12 protein-coding genes are annotated in these 17,840 nt (G+C 52.9%); 5 read left to right on the top strand and 7 right to left on the bottom strand.

Translation table 11 applies throughout. From position 1 onward, the window contains the following. Positions 1-276 precede the first annotated feature (276 nt). The 4 genes from ACX1CU_RS07015 to murP all read left to right on the top strand — a co-directional run bounded on the left by ACX1CU_RS07015 (position 277) and on the right by murP (position 4,540). Positions 277-1,353 (top strand): porin, encoded by a 1,077-nt coding sequence (locus tag ACX1CU_RS07015; protein WP_459401871.1) that lies wholly within the window; start codon positions 277-279, stop codon positions 1,351-1,353. A 137-nt stretch (positions 1,354-1,490) separates the two neighbouring features. Continuing rightward, positions 1,491-2,081 (top strand): DUF2057 family protein, encoded by a 591-nt coding sequence (locus ACX1CU_RS07010; protein WP_459401870.1) that lies wholly within the window; start codon positions 1,491-1,493, stop codon positions 2,079-2,081. A gap of 93 nt (positions 2,082-2,174) precedes the next feature. Beyond that, positions 2,175-3,083 (top strand): N-acetylmuramic acid 6-phosphate etherase, encoded by a 909-nt coding sequence (gene murQ / locus ACX1CU_RS07005; RefSeq protein WP_459401869.1) that lies wholly within the window; start codon positions 2,175-2,177, stop codon positions 3,081-3,083. A 2-nt stretch (positions 3,084-3,085) separates the two neighbouring features. Next, positions 3,086-4,540: a PTS N-acetylmuramic acid transporter subunit IIBC gene (gene murP, locus ACX1CU_RS07000; RefSeq protein WP_459401868.1), complete on the top strand. Its 1,455-nt coding sequence runs from the start codon at positions 3,086-3,088 to the stop codon at positions 4,538-4,540. A gap of 61 nt (positions 4,541-4,601) precedes the next feature. Here the strand turns inward: murP and ACX1CU_RS06995 are convergent, their stop codons facing one another. From ACX1CU_RS06995 to fes, 3 genes are read right to left on the bottom strand one after another with little or no spacing between them, the layout of a single operon-like run. Continuing rightward, complete coding sequence (locus ACX1CU_RS06995; protein WP_459402742.1) at positions 4,602-8,495, bottom strand: amino acid adenylation domain-containing protein; 3,894 nt, start codon at positions 8,493-8,495, stop codon at positions 4,602-4,604. A 53-nt stretch (positions 8,496-8,548) separates the two neighbouring features. After that, entirely contained in the window at positions 8,549-8,752 is a 204-nt protein-coding gene (locus ACX1CU_RS06990) for an MbtH family protein (protein WP_459401867.1), read from the bottom strand. Between the two features lie 10 nt (positions 8,753-8,762). Beyond that, positions 8,763-10,109 (bottom strand): enterochelin esterase, encoded by a 1,347-nt coding sequence (fes, locus tag ACX1CU_RS06985; RefSeq protein ID WP_459401866.1) that lies wholly within the window; start codon positions 10,107-10,109, stop codon positions 8,763-8,765. Positions 10,110-10,366: 257 nt separating this feature from the next. Between fes and ACX1CU_RS06980 the strand changes: the two genes are divergently transcribed. Then, a complete protein-coding gene (locus ACX1CU_RS06980) occupies positions 10,367-12,616 on the top strand; it encodes a TonB-dependent siderophore receptor (protein ID WP_459401865.1) in 2,250 nt (749 codons plus the stop codon). A gap of 173 nt (positions 12,617-12,789) precedes the next feature. Here the strand turns inward: ACX1CU_RS06980 and ACX1CU_RS06975 are convergent, their stop codons facing one another. From ACX1CU_RS06975 to ACX1CU_RS06960, 4 genes are all read right to left on the bottom strand, one after another. Beyond that, positions 12,790-13,404: a LuxR C-terminal-related transcriptional regulator gene (locus tag ACX1CU_RS06975; protein WP_459401864.1), complete on the bottom strand. Its 615-nt coding sequence runs from the start codon at positions 13,402-13,404 to the stop codon at positions 12,790-12,792. A 193-nt stretch (positions 13,405-13,597) separates the two neighbouring features. Next, positions 13,598-14,227: a LuxR C-terminal-related transcriptional regulator gene (locus ACX1CU_RS06970; protein ID WP_459401863.1), complete on the bottom strand. Its 630-nt coding sequence runs from the start codon at positions 14,225-14,227 to the stop codon at positions 13,598-13,600. Between the two features lie 254 nt (positions 14,228-14,481). Beyond that, positions 14,482-16,572, bottom strand: a complete 2,091-nt coding sequence (locus tag ACX1CU_RS06965; RefSeq protein ID WP_459401862.1) for a TolC family protein — start codon at positions 16,570-16,572, stop codon at positions 14,482-14,484. A 4-nt stretch (positions 16,573-16,576) separates the two neighbouring features. After that, complete coding sequence (locus tag ACX1CU_RS06960; RefSeq protein ID WP_459402741.1) at positions 16,577-17,755, bottom strand: HlyD family type I secretion periplasmic adaptor subunit; 1,179 nt, start codon at positions 17,753-17,755, stop codon at positions 16,577-16,579. Between the last annotated feature and the right edge of the window lie 85 nt (positions 17,756-17,840).

Here is a 17,840-nt window from a genome sequence, read left to right as displayed (position 1 = left end):
TGTTTTTGGCTAGCGTTATGAAAATAAAACACTTCCTGATTAGGAACCGAATCTTACCCTCAACTCGGCGATCGGCGCGATAGTAAGCCAGACCGTTGCTTACTGCGTCGCTGCCGCTTGCCCTCGCATCACCCGCCCATTTTTAAAATTTCTTGACGCAGATCTCAATATCCAAAAAAGAATAAAATATTCCTTTTACATTTTAATATTAGAATACATTATTCCGATCGCTAAAGAACAGCGTTACATCACTTTTAAAACACCAACGGGTTGAACATGAGAAAAATCATATTAAAAACAGTACTGGCATCCATTATTGCTAGTGGGACTGCTCACGCTGCAGTGATCTATAAGGAAGACAATGGCTCGAACGTTGAGCTTTATGGTCGCTTTGGATTCAATGTCTCAGACAAAAAAACCGGAAGCACGCAAGGTGACTTTGACGGGCGTTTGGGGTTTATTGGTCGTCAGGTTGTCAATGATCAGGTTGCAATTATTGGCTTGGCACAATATCAGGTGAACGCCGCCGAATATGCCAATAATGTCGAGGGTAATAACGATAGCCTGACAGCTCGCTACGTCTGGGCCGGTTTGGATTTGGCGCAGTACGGCAAAATTACCGGTGGTCGAGTCTCTTCCGGCCTGATTATGTTTACCGACATCGGTGACGTTTTCGCCAGTTCAGATGTCGCTACAGGCCGCCAGGCTCGCTTTATTGATCCAACCGCAGTGCAGGTGTTCCGCCAAGATGGCACCGTTCAGTATCAGAATAATATCGGTAACCTTGACGTTGCTACCGCGTACATTATTGGTAACGGCACATCAGATCTGGACTATGGCTACAATGCCGCCACACGTTATACGTTCGATATGGGAACAGCGGGTAAACTCGTGCCGGTTATCGCCTTCCAGAAAACCCGTGCAGCACAAAATTTGGGTAATCGTACCAATGGGGCAGATACCTTCACCTACGGTGGTATTGGCACCCGCTATTATCTGGGCCCAGTCATGTTAGGCCTGCTGTACTCTTCAGATACCGTAAGTTACAGCAACGGCAGAGCAGACAGTAAGGATAAAGATTGGGAATTCACCGCCGTTTATAACGTGACTAATGATTGGGTATTACGTACTGGCTATCGCTATCTGAATAATACTGGCGGTGACGAATTAACTCTGCGTGATACCACGTTTGAAGTGCAATATAAACTCACTCCGCGCAGTTCAATTTACAGCGCCTATATTCTGCGTAATGGACAGAATGGAACAAACGTGGACACAGGCCGTAAGGTTTCATTTGGTGGCAGTTCAGCCGAAGATAGTTTCTATCACCTGGGTCTGCGTTACGAATTCTGACGTTATCACCGTCATATTTCAAGTTGCCTGTGCATTAACTTTCCTCGTTTATCAGAGTTGCTGACTTAAAAACAGCTTGCTCAATAAACTCAGGTCGCACTCGCTGCTTATATTATAAAAGATCGAAAGGTGGGATTATGATGAGAATTACGTTTATATCTTTATTACTGTTAGGAGCTGTGATGAACAGCCATGCGGCTGTCACGCTTAACTTTGGTGACAACGTTAATATTCTGGCTGCACAATCAGCACAAATAAATGCTTTCAGTAATTCTGTTACATTACCCGACGGTGAACAGACGTTAATTGTGCGTTTTGATGCCCCTAACGATCCTGGCTCAATGAATGAAAGCCAAGGGCGTGTCATTTCGAACGCTCAGATATTAACCTTTACCGTAAGCCCTAATAGTCATATTAATTTAAAAACAGAAATACCGCTCAATGCGAATGAAACTCAGGCAGTGGCTAAGTCGCCAACGTTTTACCTGACGGACTCGCAGGGGAAGTCCATCCCTTTCCATACTCAACCTGTTTCACCGGCATATAATAGGTTCGGAACGGATTACGCCAAATTATTACCGGCTACCATTCAACAACCTGTCGCTGAAGTGAAAACACAAGACAAGGCAGAGGATAAGACCCCACCTCTCAGCACCCTGCAAAAACTTTATTTGCAGATGAATGATGAGCAAAAGAAGGAGTTCTTACGCTGGGCAATCGGTCTTTAATTCCTTTACTACTGTTAGACATCCAGTTGCAGGTGTACCAGCTCTCCTGCGACTTGAATTAATTAAGATATAGATTTTTCCCTTGAGGTTGTAATGAAAATTAATCTATCCGGACTGACTACAGAAAGCCGTAATCACGCCAGTGAGAATATTGACCAGCTCTCTACCGTAGACATGCTGAAAGTACTCAATGATGAAGATAAGAAAGTGGCTCTTGCCGTAGAAGCTGTCTTGCCAGCGATCGCACAGTCTGTTGATTGCATTGTTACTGCCTTTCAACAAGGCGGCCGCCTGATTTATTGTGGCGCAGGCACGTCAGGGCGCCTTGGCATTCTGGATGCCAGCGAATGCCCCCCTACGTATGGTACTCCGCCGGAGCAGGTTGTCGCTCTGATAGCGGGCGGTCATGAGGCAATTCTGCATGCGGTGGAAAATGCAGAAGACAGCCAAACCCTGGGGCAAGAGGATCTTAAAAATATCGGTTTTAACGCCAATGATGTGTTAGTCGGTATTGCGGCCAGCGGGCGCACTCCTTATACCATAGCGGCATTGGAATACGCCAAGTCATTACAGGCCAAAACCATTGCCCTGACCTGCAACGCAGAGAGTGAAATGGCTCGTGTGGCAGATATCGCCATTACCCCCATCGTCGGGCCGGAGGTGGTCACTGGGTCATCACGAATGAAGGCAGGAACCGCGCAAAAGTTAGTGCTGAATATGCTGACCACGGGATCCATGATCCGTTCGGGGAAAGTGTATGGCAACCTGATGGTTGACGTCGAAGCTACCAATCTAAAGCTGGTACAGCGTCAGATTAATATTGTCATGCAAGCCAGCCACTGTGATCACGATACCGCCGCCCAGGCATTACAAGAATCAGGCGGGCATTGTAAAACCGCAATTGTCATGATCCTGGCACAACTGACAGCAGATCAAGCTCATACGGCTCTCAAACAAAACAATGGATTTATTCGCCAGGTACTGAGCGAGCAAGGGAAATAGTCATGGCAAAAATTACAGAAAAAACCATCGCAGATATTTTAAGTCTGGTTGGAAATAAAGATAACGTCAAAGTCTGTGGGCATTGTATGACCCGCTTGCGCCTGACGTTGAATGATAATCAGCATATTGATCAGGCACAGTTAAAAGCCATACCGGGTGTTTTAGGCGTTATCAACAGTGATGACCAGTTGCAGATTATTTTAGGCCCGGGTAAAGCGCAAACTGCAGCAGAAATGATGAATACCCTGTTGGGTTCGGCGAATAATGCCACGCCTGCGGCTACATCAACCTCTAACGATCTTGGCGACATAGCCAATAACAACAAGAGTAAGATGAAGGCCAAGCAAACCAGTGTGATCCATCAGTTTCTTGCAAAATTTGCCACCATTTTCACTCCGTTAATCCCGGGTTTTATTGCGGCTGGGATGTTACTCGGCTTCGCGACGCTGTTGGAACAAAGCTTTCTCGTCAATGCCACTGAAAAAAATGTCACCCTGCTGCATATTGTCGGCTATATGAAAATTTTCGGCAAAGGTATGTTTACCTTTCTGCCGATTTTAATTGGTTACAATGCACAGAAAGCCTTTGGGGGGACCGGCGTCAATGGCGCTATTATTGCCGCATTATTCGTGCTGAATTATAACCCACAGGCCACGGTAGGCTATTTTTCCGGCATCGATAATTTCTTTGGTCTTCCTATCGATCCTCGCGGAAATATTATTGGTGTATTGATCGCCTCTATTCTTGGCGCGTGGATCGAGCGGCAAATCCGTAAAATCATCCCTGACAATCTGGATATGATTTTAACCTCGACATTCACCTTGTTGATCACCGGTGCTCTAACCTTCACCATCATCATGCCACTGGGCGGTGAGCTGTTTAAAGGGATGTCTTGGCTGTTTATGCACTTGAACGGTAATCCGTTCGGTTCAGCGATCTTGGCTGGATTATTCCTAATTTCGGTCGTATTTGGTATTCACCAAGGATTTATTCCTGTCTATTTCGCGCTGATCGAAACACAAGGCTTTAACTCTCTGTTTCCAATCCTTGCCATGGCGGGCGGTGGGCAGGTGGGGGCCGCATTGGCGCTCTACTTCCGCGCTAAAAAGAATTCATTAACGCGTACTCAGGTCAAAGGAGCGATTATTCCGGGGTTGCTAGGCGTTGGTGAACCCTTGATTTATGCGGTAACTCTGCCACGGGTCAAACCATTTATCACTGCCTGTATCGGCGGTGCCTGTGGTGGGTTCTTTATCGGCCTGGTCGCTTGGCTAGGTTTACCGATCGGGCTTAATACGGTATTTGGGCCTTCAGGATTAGTCTCATTGCCGTTAATGACCTCAGCCCAAGGGATTTACGCGGGTATGGCGGTTTATGCCGTAGGAGTGGTCATTTCTTATGTCTCCGGTTTCATCGTTACCTGGTTCTTTGGCAGCAAGAATGTAGATTTAGCCTAACGGCTGGCTGGCGAACACTTCCCCCTTTCTGTTCGCCAGCTTTTTTCAAGCCATACAATAGCTAAAGCGCCCGCAACAGCCGATTCAGCAACGGCCCCAGCACCTTGAACGACGCCGGTGAAACGATATCCACATGCGCGCAATCCAGTTCATGCACCTGCAACGCCTCAACATATTCCGCCCAGGTTTGCTGCACGTTCATGCCTGCCTGCAAGGTACGTTTCGCCACAAACAACGTCGCCTGACCGTGGAAACGAGCGGTATGGGTGTGTGATAACAGCCGTACAGAATCCGCATAGTTGGCTTCGATATGATCGAACATCGCCCCCTGTGTGGCCCCCAACGCCTCCTCCGATACCGCCAGGAACTGTTCCCGCTCACGCTGCACTTCTTTCAGCACGTTATCGTCCAGCATCACATCCCAATTCTGGGTTTCCGGCGGATAGGTATCCAGCAACCCCAGGAACGCCACCTGTTCACCGCGTGCCTGCAAACGGGCGGCAATGCCCTGCGCCAAGGTACCTCCCAGCGAATAACCGATAAAGTGGTACGGGCCGTGCGGCTGCACCTGTAGCACCGTGGCCAGATGCGCGTCACACACCTGATCCATATCTTCACCCAGCGCCAACGGGCCATCAGGGCGCGGAGATTGGATCCCCACCAGCGACCAGTGCTGATCGATATAACGCGGCAACACGCTGAACTGCCAGGAGAAGCCAGAAGCCGGATGCAGGCAGAACAGCGTTGGGCCATCGGTGATGCGCAGCGGTAATACGCTGTCGAAACCGCTGCGATCGGCTTCTTCCTGCGTACGATCCTCCGCCAGCAACTCGGCCAGTTGCTCCACTCTTGAAGCGACCATCACCTGCCCCACCGAGACCGCTTTACCTAAGTCACGCCGCAACTCGGCGGCAAGCCGCATCGCCAGCAGCGAATGGCCGCCCAGAGAGAAGAAATCATCATCGGCAAACACCTGCTCGCGCTGCAACAGGCGGGCAAACACCGCTGCGATGGCGCTTTCCAACCCCGGTTCAGCCGTACGCCCGGCTTTTCTGGCTGCGGTTTGCGGCTGTGGTAACGCTTTGCGATCGAGCTTACCGTTGGCGCTCAGCGGTAGCTCAGCCATTTCCACCAAGGCGACCGGCACCATATGGGGCGGCAAACGCTCGGCCAATGCGGCGCGCAAGCTGGCGGTATCCAGTGTCACGTCAGGCTGGGCAACCAGGTAGCCCACCAACTGCCGGGCATCGCCCCCCATAGCATCGGTAACGCTATTTTCCAACACCAGCGCATGAGTAACCGCCTGGCTGACCCCTGGCAGTGATAGCAAAGCGTGATCGATTTCGCTCAGCTCAATTCGCTGACCACGGATTTTCAACTGATCGTCGCTGCGCCCCAGATACTCCACCGCTCCATCGGGTAACCAGCGGGCCACATCACCGGTGCGATACATACGCCCACCGTTGCCCTGCGGATCGGCAACAAAACGGCTGGCAGTCAGATCCGATCTCCCCAGATACCCCTGCGCTAATTGCACCCCGGTGAGATAAAGATCGCCCGCCACGCCCGGTGGCACCGGCCGCAGGCGCGCATCCAGAATGCGCAACCCGGTATTCCACACCGGCAGGCCGATCGGCACATTAGCACAGTTCACCGCTGCCAGCGATTCGCCCCAGGCCGGATGCCAGGTGACATCCACTGCCGCCTCCGTCGGCCCATAGAGATTGTGCAGCGGCACCGCCGTGCGGCTTTGCCACAGGCGGCACAGTTCGGCAGGCAACGCCTCGCCGCTACAGAATACCTGCCGCAGCGGTTGGCAATCGGCAATCGCCCTTTCGCTGTCTAACGCGCTGACAAAAGCCGCCAGCATCGACGGCACAAAGTGCATCGTCGTCACCCTGTGGCGTGCGATCAGCGCCAACAGCTGTTGCGGATCGCGATGCGCTTGCGGCGGTGCCATCACCAGTTGCGCACCCACCATCAGCGGCCAGAAGAATTCCCACACCGAGACGTCAAAGCTGCACGGCGTTTTTTGCAGCACCACATCGCCTGCCGCCAGCGGGTACTGATGCTGCATCCACAACAGCCGGTTGACGATCGCCTGATGCCCTACCAGCACGCCTTTTGGCCGCCCGGTGGAGCCCGAGGTAAAGATGATATAGGCCGGATGATGCGGCGTTGGGCCTTTGAGATCGACGGCTACCCTATCCGTTGCCAACGGCGCATCGTACAGCAACACTTCCCCCTGCCCGGCAAAACGCGGCAGTTGAGAAGCATCGGTAATAATCAGGCGTGGTGCTGCATCTTCCAGCATCATACTGAGGCGTTCATCCGGGTAGCCGGTGTCCAGCGGCAAATAGGCTGCTCCGGCTTCGACAATCGCCATCAGCGCCAGCGACAGGAATACTGAACGCGGCAGTGCCACCGCCACGATATCCCCCGGCTGTACGCCCTGTGCCACCAGCCGTTGAGCCAAGGCGCTAACCTGTGCGCGGGTTTCGCGGTAGTTGAACTGGTATCGGCTATCGGCCAACGCCGGAGCGTTCGGTGTTCTATCCGCCTGCTCAGCCAGCAAACCACTGAGGGTTCCCGGTGCAACCGGGTAGGCGGTGTCGTTCACCCGCGCCAACAAGGCGTGATCTTGCTTGCTCAGCATGTCGGCAGCACCGATCGGCAATTCAGGCTGTGCCGCAAACTGGCGCAGCAATAACGGGATGCGCTGCAAATGTTGGTTCAACTCCTCCGGCTGATAACGCTCGGCGTTGGCTAACAGCTCAATTTTCAACGTGCCCGCGTCATCGATAAACAGCGCAATTTCCAGGTCACGTACCGGCCCGGAGGCCAGATCGTGGGTAATGCCCGCAATGCCGTTAAAATTGAGCTGGTAATCGAACATCTTGAAGTTGAACACCGTGCCATACAGCGGTTGGGCATCACCCACTCGTCCTAAATCTCGCTGCACCTGTTCGGCGTCATAGCGCTGATGGCGGCGAACCACTTTAAGTTCACGGCTGATGTGTGCCGCCAGTTCAACCAGCGTTGCCTCGGGAGCGACATGCATTGCCACCGGCAGCACGTTGATCACCGGCCCGGTGGCGCACAGCGCAGCCGAACCCATGCGGCGCATAAAAATAAACCCGGCGCTGAAGCTGGGTTGGCCGCTCAGGCGCGCCACCCACAGCGCAGCCAGTGCCATCGCCATATCCGCAGCGCTAAGCTGTTGCTGCTGGCCCGCGGCCACCAAGGGGGCAAAATCTTCCGCGGCGCAAACTTGTGCCAACCGGTGAATGCGGGTAGAAGGTGCTTGCCCGGCCAACGGCTGCGGGCAAAGGGTGGCAGGCACCGGCAGTTGGCGTGCCTTGTTCAGCCAGAAATCCGCATCACGCTGATAGCCCGGCGATTGCTGATACTGCTGATATTCCGCCACCACGTTGCTGAACGGCGTAAAAGGCGTGGGTTCAGGCAACTGATGCTGGCACAGGCGGGTATAAATATTGGCAATGCGGCGCGCAATGGCGGTAAAGCTGAAGCCATCCACCACCAGATGATGGTAACGCTGATACCAGAACCAACGATCGTCAGCCAGGCGCAGCAAAATATGGCGATACAGCGGTTTGCCGCTGCTGACCCGCAGCTCGGCGGCCAGATCGATCTGCATCAGCGCATGCGCCGCCGCCTCGGCATCCGCCGCTTCGCGCAAATCCAGCCATTCGGCTGGCATAATCGGCAACGTGCTGTCGTACCACTGCATCGGCACGCCATCACGCTCGGCAAAGCGCAGCCGCAAGGTATCAACTTCCGTTAATCCCTGCGCGATCGCCTGCAACAGGCAATCTTGATCCAGCGCGCCGTTCAGCTCAATGTAATGAGCCACTGCATAGGCATTGCCGTGCGGTGAAATTTGATCGGCAACCCAAATGCCGGGCTGCGCGGCCACCAACGGCAGCTCAACCATCACCGGCTGCTCGCTGGGTAAAATAGAGGTCTCTGACACAGCACTTACTCCTGTTATCGCTCATCACGCCTTACGCTGTGATCTTGCCAATGTTGTTCCAGCCAGCTAACGCATTGCCCACGGCTATCCGGGCCAAAAACGCTGGCCCAACCCGCCGGGATCGCGCAGAAATCCGGCCACAGGCTGTATTGCCGTTGGTCGTTACGCAAAATACGGCAACGCTGATGGTCATCATCAAACGGGTTCAGGGTTTCCATAACGAGTTCCTTATGCGTGAAGGGTATTGGCAAGCGCAGCAGCCTGAAAGACGACGGGCGTAGCCCAGTGCGCCTGCAAACCATCCAGCAGGCCACCACGCCAGCACAGCGCGTCATGCCCGCCTTCCACCACCCGGTATTGCACCCGGTGCCCAGCAGCGTGCAGCAGATCGACCATGCGATCGCTCACCTGGTGGATCAGCTTTTCATGCACTCCTGCCTCGATAAACACCTGCAATTTTCCGCGCATGCCCAACCGCTGTGCCTCCAATTGGCGCATCAGCCAACAGGCGTCTTCAGGGAGAGTTGGCAACTGCAACATATCGCGGCGCGGCCACCAGAAAGAGCCAGACTGGCTGATCACCGCACCAAAACGATCGGGCCAACGCAGCCCTGCATACAGCGACGACAAACCACCAAAGCTTTGCCCGGCAACTACCGTGCTGGCGGCCTCCGCGCTGTGCGGTGCCCAATCATTCAACTGCGGCAACAGTTCTTGCTGTACCGCCAGCCAGAATTCATCGTTGCAGGTCAGTTCCTGTGCGCGGTGTTTTTGGTCAATGACATCAATCAGCAGGTATACCGCTTCCGGCAGTTTGCTTGCACGGGTCAATTGCATCAGCGGATCCCAAACCGGCATCTGCTGCGCCCAGAACTGGCCGTCCAGCAAAATGGCCAGTGGCCGGTTAGCAGGGTTGCTTTCCCCGGTGGAATATACCCAGACGTGGCGCTCCGTTCCTAACCGCTGACTGTGCCAGGTATACCGTTGCAGCTTGGCGGGTGGAGCTGGCGTGCAACGTCCGCTGGCAACGGCGTAGCGGTCAAAATCGCGCCAGGCTGGCTGAAGCGGTGCCTGCGGCATATGCAGACCAGAGAGAAAGTGCCCATCGGCATCGGGCCAGGCGCGATAAGGGTTGAGCAGATCCTGTGTGGCATTGGCAAATACCTGCTGCCACCAGTGGCGAACGCTATGCATGTTGGCATGGGCATCACTGCTGTGAAGCGGGAGCGGGCGATCGTCCATACAGGGAATAAAGCAGTAGCTGCCGCGCCAGTTGGCATTCAGCTCCAACTGCCAATACCAGACGTCCGAACCACTGAGCCGTTGCAGGCTCTGCGGTGGCGCTGGCTGATGATGATCGGTGAGGCAATTAATATGGAGCCAGACGCGCCGGTAGCCCGAGGTAAACTCGCATCCTTGAGGATCGCGCCAGAGAAACGTCACTTTCCAGCGGCCATTATCCAATGGCTCTACCAACGGTGTTCCGCGCCGGGCAATGTCCAGCCACCAACCGTGGCTCCCTGCATGCTTGCTCGCTAATAACCTACTGCTTTCTGGCAGTTGTTCAGTTTTCAAAACACCCACTCACTGTGTAGCTGGCACAGCGCACCATGCCAAAACAAACGGTAATCTGAATACTATTGATAATTATTTTCATTTGCAATAGTGTGTGGTGGTCAGTTAGCAGAGCAGGCATTCTTCAACAGGGATGGATGCCAAGCCATTGAACGGAAACCCACCGTTGGGTTCCGTTATGACTTTTGACGACACAATAAAACTACAACCGACCCTTCAGCCACGCTGCAAGAAGGGTAGCCAGGTAGGAACCTCACATGAATCGCAAGTTATCACGTTACTCTTTAGCCACACTCATCGGGTTAGGTTTAGGCACGTCTGTATTTTCCGCTGCGGTGAATGCGCAACCGGAAGAAAACCAAGCAGAAACCGCTGCGGAAGACACCATTGTGGTCACCGCTGCCAAACAAAACCTTCAGGCTCCCGGCGTCTCCACCATCACCGCCGAAGAGATCAAAAGACGTCCTCCGGCCCGTGACATCAGTGAGCTGATCCGCACCATGCCGGGGGTCAACCTGACCGGTAACTCTACCAGCGGCCAGCGCGGCAACAACCGCCAGATCGACATCCGCGGTATGGGGCCGGAAAACACGCTGATCCTGATCGACGGTACGCCAGTCAGCAGCCGCAACTCGGTGCGCCAAGGCTGGCGTGGCGAGCGTGACACCCGTGGCGATACCGCCTGGGTGCCGCCGGAGATGATCGAGCGCATTGAAGTGCTGCGCGGCCCGGCAGCCGCGCGCTATGGCAACGGCGCGGCGGGTGGCGTTGTTAATATCATCACCAAACAAGCCAGTAAGGATCTGCACGGCACGCTGAGCGGTTACTTCAACCTGCCGCAGCACAAGGAAGAGGGTGCCACCAAACGTACCAACTTCAGCCTGTCTGGCCCGCTGAGCGAGCAACTGAGCTTCCGGCTGTTTGGTGGTTACAGCAAAACCCAGGCCGATGCCTGGGATATCAACCAAGGGCACCAGTCCGAGCGTACCGGTAGCTACGCCAATACTCTGCCTGCTGGCCGTGAGGGGGTGATCGACAAAAACATCGATGCCCTGCTGCACTGGGAGTTCGCGCACCTGCAATCACTGGAATTCCAGTACGCTTATGGTCGCCAAGGCAACCTGTACGCCGGGGATACCCAGAACACCAATAGCAACGCGCTGGTCCAGAGCAACTACGGCAAAGAAACCAACCGGATTTACCGCACCACCTATGCACTCAATTATCGCGGTGCCTGGGACAGCGGGGTCAGCACCACCAACTACCTGCAATTTGAGCGCACCCGCAATACCCGTTTGGCCGAAGGGTTGGCTGGCGGCACCGAAGGGATCTTCTCCAGCGACAGCTTCAACACCACCCGTCTGGACGATGTCCTGGCGCACAGCGAAATCAGCATTCCGTTCGAGATGTGGGTACCGCAAACCGCCACTTTGGGAACCGAGTGGAACCAGCAGAAAATGAAAGATCCGTCCTCGACCAGCCAATCGCTGGCAGAAGGCGGCAGCATTCCAGGGGTGGATAGCACTAACCGCGATCCCTACTCTTCGGCCAAGATCTTCTCGCTGTTTGCCGAAAACAATGCCGAAGTCACCGACAGCACTATGCTGACGCCGGGTTTGCGCTTCGATCATCACTCTGAAGCCGGTGATAACTGGAGCCCATCGCTCAACCTGTCACAGGAGCTGGGCGATAACTTTACCCTGAAAATGGGCATCGCTCGCGCCTACAAAGCCCCTAACCTGTTCCAGAACAACGGTAACTACATTCTGTACAGCCGCGGCCAAGGCTGTGCAGCCAGCGCCGGAGCCTGTTATCTGATCGGTAATGACGATCTGAAGGCAGAGAACAGCGTCAACAAAGAGATCGGGTTGGAATTCCACCATGAAGGTTGGCTGGCAGGCGTTACCTATTTCCGTAACGACTATCGCAACAAGATCGAAGCAGGTTATGCACCATCCGGTACCACCACCAACGGCAAGACTGATATTTACCGCTGGGAGAACGTGCCAAAAGCGGTGATCCAAGGTCTGGAAGGAACGCTGAATGTGCCCGTCAGCGACACCGTGGCCTGGAATAATAATGCGACCTATATGATTGAGAACAAGAATGAAACTACCGGGGATACCCTGTCGATTATTCCTGAGTTCACCATCAACTCGACGCTGAGCTGGCAAGCCACGCAGGATCTGTCGATGCAGACCACCATGACCTGGTATGGCCGTCAGAAGCCGAAAAAATACAACTATAAAGGTGAAACGGTTAGCGGCAGTGAGAAGCGCGAAGTCAGCCCTTACGCCCTCTTTGGCCTAAGCGGCACCTATGCGTTTACCAAAAATATCAGCGTCACTACGGGTATCGATAACCTACTGGATAAACGCCAGTTCCGGGCCGGTAATGCGCAGACCACCGGGAATAGCGTCACCGGAGCCTATATGTATGGCGCAGGCGCAGCCACCTATAACGAGCCAGGCCGTACCTATTTTATGAGTGTGAATACCCGCTTCTGATTGGCCAGGCTGGATAAAACAATAACGAGGAATATACCCAAAATAATTCGAGTTGCTTGTAGGCGACAGAGCGCAGCCAACACCCAAGCAACTTGAAGTATGAAGGGTATAGATGACGGTGCTCCTTCCCTGATGGTGAAGGGGCAAGCTCAAACAACCAGCCACGGCATTTTTCACGTCAGCGCGTTCAAACTGACGATACTGTTCAGGTGATCGACATTCAGCTTACGCAGCGCATTCACTTTGTGAGCGCTGATTGTTTTCTGATTAACGGCGTATTTTTTGGATAAATAAGCCGGTTTCCGCTGTTTAATCAGCCCGATAATAATATCCCTTTCTCTAGGCGTCAGAATCAATGTGCATGACGGTAGTTCACCAAAAATATCCTTGAAACTAAGAATACGTCTTAAATCCAACGCAAGGCTCACTACCGTTTTATCGATCGAAGCACAGTGCCCCTCTTTTCTACACAAGCCTGAGATAAAGTAGCCGAGAGCAAAATGAGGTTTAGAGGCTAAAAAAATCATTTTGCTTGAAAAGTTGGCGCAGCGTAATGCTGCTTTAATTTTCAAAATACTTTGCAAGCTAATCCCATTAAAGAGATCGTCAGCACAGATAATAAAATCCATCGCAAGATTATTTTGCTCAAAAAAATCACCAGGGGCTACATTGATTTTTTTTCCAGACGATAGATGCATATCTGCCAGTACCGCATTCAGCGCAAGACGGGTGAATGCGCATTGAGTTACAATCAAGACGTTAACTGCTCCATTCGATGTCGTTTTCATATCAATTCCGTTGATAATTTTATCGGTTATCCTACATATATTAGTTAATAGCAACCGCAGATAACATAAGAAAGCATGAAAAGTATTGTAGGAAAACCCACAATTTTCAAGCGTAAAAATAAGCACATTAAAATATAGATATGCTAATAAATCCAATCAAAACATTAACTCAGCACAAAGCCTAGTTCATTATTTACAGCAGGTCATTTCGTTCCACATAGTTTGCCATTTCGATGACAGACTTCACACCAAGCTTTGCCATAATTCGGGTTTTATAAGTACTCACCGTTTTTTCACTGATAAAAAGACTCTCCGCTATCTCCTTATTTTTAAACCCCTTTACCAGATATCTCAGTACACTAATCTCTCGTGCGGTCAACGAGCGTTTAGGCTGGGTACTTTTACTCAAGGCGGCCATATCCGACACGTTACTGAGTACCTCTGCGGAAAAAAAAAGGTATCCTTTCAAGACGTGTTGTACGGCAAAGAGTATCTCTTCAACATCCTTCCCTTTACTGATGAATCCATTGGCCTTGGCCTCAAGCGCCCGTAGCGAATAGATAGATTCATTTTTAGAAGAAAAAAAAAGGGATTTGATCTTCGGAAACTCTCTTTTTATTTTTTTCAATAATAAAAAACAGTCATCACCTTGCAGTTCTACATCCGTAATAATCAAATCAATGTGATTCGCACTCACAATATTCAAACTTTGTTTGCTACTGGCAGCGATAAAGACTCTCTTAAATGAATCTGACTGCATCAAGAGTGATTTGATGGCAACCAATATTGTGGGGGATTCATCGATAACCAATACGGAATACATATAATCCTCTCTTATAATATCTTGGACTAATTTTTGAGGGTAAATTCATCAGAGATCATCAAAAAAATTCATTTTCAAAGAAAAAGTATTCATGGACGAATAAAATATATTCATCACATATTTACCTCTGTACCTCAATGGCATACAAACAGCGCTAACTTCGTCACCTTGAATTTATAGGAGAAGCCGTTTAGCTTTATCCCATTTAGGTTAAAAACCTACCTCAGTAGGCTCTTAACCTTTAAGGTCTTACGTTATTTATCGATCCAGCTCAACAACATCGCCGCACTGGCAATCACGTTAATATTCGAGATATAGCCATCATAACGATTATTGATTGCAGACAATTGATTGTTAAAGTGGTCGTTTTCCGCCGTCAGCACATCCAGCAGCGTGCGTGTACCCAGGTTGTACCACTGATCATAAAACATCTGCCTCACACGATCGGTTTCTGCTGACAACCGATCAAAATCATCCGCGCGCATAAACGAAGAATCTCGCGTCTGTACCAGATTATTGATCTGATATTCCAAATCGCGATAGGCCACTTCATATTGTTGCTGGGCACCGTTGGCTTTAGCGCGCGCCGCCATCTGCGCCGCCGTCTGCGAACCCCCGCTGAACGCATTCCATTGCACATTCAGCCCGGTATACCAACCGGTTTCATCACCATTGATATCTTTAGCCGTGTTCTTGGATACCACCCAGTTCAACTGCGGTAACCCCGACGACTTGATGCTCTCGGCTTCATACTCCGCGGCCTTGGCCTGCGCCTGTAATTTCAGCAGGTTCGGGTTCTTGGTCAACGAAGCGATCGCCACTGACGCCGGCATCACCGAATCTCGCCAGGACACCGTCTCCGGTAAATTCGGCTCGACGCCCAACAGACGCACCAATCTGATACGGCTGGTACTCACCTGGTGTTCAATATCATCCAGGTTGGCGCGGGCTGAAAGCAGCTTCGCCTTCGCCTGGGTAAACTCACTGGCTCGCCCCCCGTCCGCCGCCGCGATCTGCGACAGCATGTCGGTCAGTTCCTTCATACGCGCAACATAGGCCTGCGCCACCTGGCGGCTTTCCTGATAGCGCCCCAGGTTCATCAGCTCTGACACGGTACTGTAGGCCAACTGCTCTTTGGTGTAACTCTCCGCATTCACCGCCGCGGTGACGCCAGCTTCAGCGCTGTCCACCTGATTGCTGATCTTGCCCCAATCATAGATTGGCGTGGTGATAGATACCGACCCACTGGTATCACTGGCCTGAGCGTTATTACGTTGCAGATCGGCATTGCCTCCCTGGGTGCCTAACGGCGTGGAGACCCCAACCTGCACCTGTGGCCAGCGCTGCCCTTTGGTCTGATCAACGTAATAACCCGCAGCCAGAACGTCGGCCTCTGAAGAGCGGATCTCCGGGCTGTGCGCCAATGCCATCGACACCATTTTGCGCATAAACGCCCGTGACGGATTAGTGCTTTTTCCGCTGTAAGCCTCGTCAGACATACTCTCGAAGCTGCGTTTGCCGCTTTCTCCATCAACCTCGCCGTTCCAACGCACCTTGTCATACGCCGGATCCGGTTGATACTGCTGCTGAACCGCAGGGAGGTTATCGCTACTGTTTTTCAGCACCGCCCGGTTGCCTGCCGCAGGAGCCTCCGTGGCAATATCGGCTTTGGTGCGCAGCTCTGTGCGGTTAACCAAAGCGGGCTGATTGCCAGCAACCACCGGCGCCGCAGGCGTGCTGCTGCCTGATTGCACGGGCTGGCTCAAGCGCCCAGTGTGGGTGACTACTGGCGCTTCTGTGGTTTTAATCGGCGCTGGCGGCTCAATACGTGTAATCAGCCCTGAAGAGCGGGGGGCGTTGGCCGTGACGGGCATCGCTGGCTGGCTTGTCGGCTCTGACACGCTGACGCCTTGGCCCGGCTGAACCGGCTGAACCGGCTGAACCGGCTGAACCGGCTGAACCGGCTGAACCACTTCATTCTGCCGGGCAGTCACCGTCGGTTGCACGTTATTCACCGCCACGTTGTTGCTGAACACGGGGGCGGCTTCTGTCTTCACTTCCGGCGCAGGGGCCGCCGGGCTCTGACGGGGTACCGGTGCTTTTGGCTCCCCTATAGCCGCTAACTCCTGAAGAAAATCAGGAGCTTCTTTTGAGCCGGCCTCGCCAGCCGATGACGGGTCAGAATGGAACAGTGTCATGTACTCCTCCTCCGTCAGCATCGGCGGTAATCCGTTGATATCCTGCGCACTTCTTGACTGTGCGGCCATCAGGGGGGAGAACGGCAGGCAGATCGCGATTGCCATTGCCACATTTAACCGGCGGAATTCATTGTGCTTGCGTACCATCAGATCATCTCTCCCTGAACGCTTCACGGGCTTTTAATACAGGTTTTAGAATATAGGATAGGATCGTTTTCTCGCCGGTACGAATTTCAACGTTGGCGATCATGCCGGGAATGATCGGGAACGTTTTGTTTTTAACATGCAAGGCGGCCTGGTTAGTCCGCACATACACGCGGTAATAGGTTGAATCCCCGCGGCCAGAACGGGCTTTCTCTTCATCCACCAACGTGTCGGAACTGATATGCTCCACCACGCCGCTCAACCCACCGTAAATGGCATAGTCGTACGCGGTGATTTTGACCGTGGCAGGCAAACCCGGGTGAATAAAGGCCACGTCGGCCGGTTTAACCTGGGCTTCGACCAGCAGGTTATCTTCCAGCGGAATAATCGTCATGATTTCCGCCCCCTGCTGGATCACCCCGCCCCGGGTGGTGGTGCGGATGTTGTTGACCGTGCCGCGCACCGGGGCAACAATCGTGGTGCGCTGCATCACGTCTTCGCGACCACGCAGGATTTCCTCGGCCTGAGCGAGCTCTGACTCCAGCTTGTTCAGTTCACTGTTGGCATCCGAGCGAAAACGGTTGGTGCGTTCGGCAATCTGCAACTGGAACTCATTCGCCTGCCTGCGCAGGCGCAGGATTTCCACCTCCGACACCAGACCTTTTTTGGCCAGGGGCGCAGAAAGCTGTACCTCGTTTTCCGCCAGCGACAGGCTTTTCTTCAGCGCATCCACACTCTCATTCAGGGTTCTCAGTTGGGCGCTGTAAGCCTGGGTTTCGTCATTCACGATACTGGGCACCGCCAGCACCTCGGGCGGAAACACCAGCGGCGTATTGTAAGATTGTGCCCGCAGGCGTGCGATAGACGCCTTGAGCCCCAGGACTTTCGACAAAGATTCGCCGTAGCTGGAGCCGGCACGCGTCGGATCCATCTTCAGCAGCACCTGCCCCTTCTCGACAATATCCCCTTCGCGCACGTTCAGCTCTTCGAGAATACCGCCTTCCAGGCTCTGAATAACCTGTTCACGGCTGGCGGGAATAATCTTCCCGTCGCCACGGGTAATCTCCTCCACCCGGGCAATATGCGCCCACACCAGGGCCACCACCACCACCAACGCAATGGTGTACAGCATGATCATACTGAACGGCGTTTTTTGTGAAATTAACGCAGCCTGCAGATCGTTCATAAACCGCAGGTCTTCAGATTCTATTTTTCCGCTGGGCTGATTATCTTTTTTATGCTTATTTTTTTTCTGGGGTTCAATTCTGTCT

It is taken from the genome of Serratia sp. D1N4 (assembly GCF_054552755.1).
This window is presented reverse-complemented; position numbering and strand designations above follow the sequence as displayed.

Excerpts from the sequence above, each read along its gene's own strand:
- ACX1CU_RS07015 (WP_459401871.1), top strand. The coding sequence starts at position 277 with ATGAGAAAAATCATATTAAAAACAGTACTGGCATCCATTATTGCTAGT.
- ACX1CU_RS07010 (WP_459401870.1), top strand. The coding sequence starts at position 1,491 with ATGATGAGAATTACGTTTATATCTTTATTACTGTTAGGAGCTGTGATG.
- murQ (WP_459401869.1), top strand. The coding sequence starts at position 2,175 with ATGAAAATTAATCTATCCGGACTGACTACAGAAAGCCGTAATCACGCC.
- murP (WP_459401868.1), top strand. The coding sequence starts at position 3,086 with ATGGCAAAAATTACAGAAAAAACCATCGCAGATATTTTAAGTCTGGTT.
- ACX1CU_RS06995 (WP_459402742.1), bottom strand. The coding sequence starts at position 8,495 with ATGGTTGAGCTGCCGTTGGTGGCCGCGCAGCCCGGCATTTGGGTTGCC.
- ACX1CU_RS06990 (WP_459401867.1), bottom strand. The coding sequence starts at position 8,752 with ATGGAAACCCTGAACCCGTTTGATGATGACCATCAGCGTTGCCGTATT.
- ACX1CU_RS06980 (WP_459401865.1), top strand. The coding sequence starts at position 10,367 with ATGAATCGCAAGTTATCACGTTACTCTTTAGCCACACTCATCGGGTTA.
- ACX1CU_RS06975 (WP_459401864.1), bottom strand. The coding sequence starts at position 13,404 with ATGAAAACGACATCGAATGGAGCAGTTAACGTCTTGATTGTAACTCAA.
- ACX1CU_RS06970 (WP_459401863.1), bottom strand. The coding sequence starts at position 14,227 with ATGTATTCCGTATTGGTTATCGATGAATCCCCCACAATATTGGTTGCC.
- ACX1CU_RS06965 (WP_459401862.1), bottom strand. The coding sequence starts at position 16,572 with ATGGTACGCAAGCACAATGAATTCCGCCGGTTAAATGTGGCAATGGCA.
- ACX1CU_RS06960 (WP_459402741.1), bottom strand. The coding sequence starts at position 17,755 with ATGAACGATCTGCAGGCTGCGTTAATTTCACAAAAAACGCCGTTCAGT.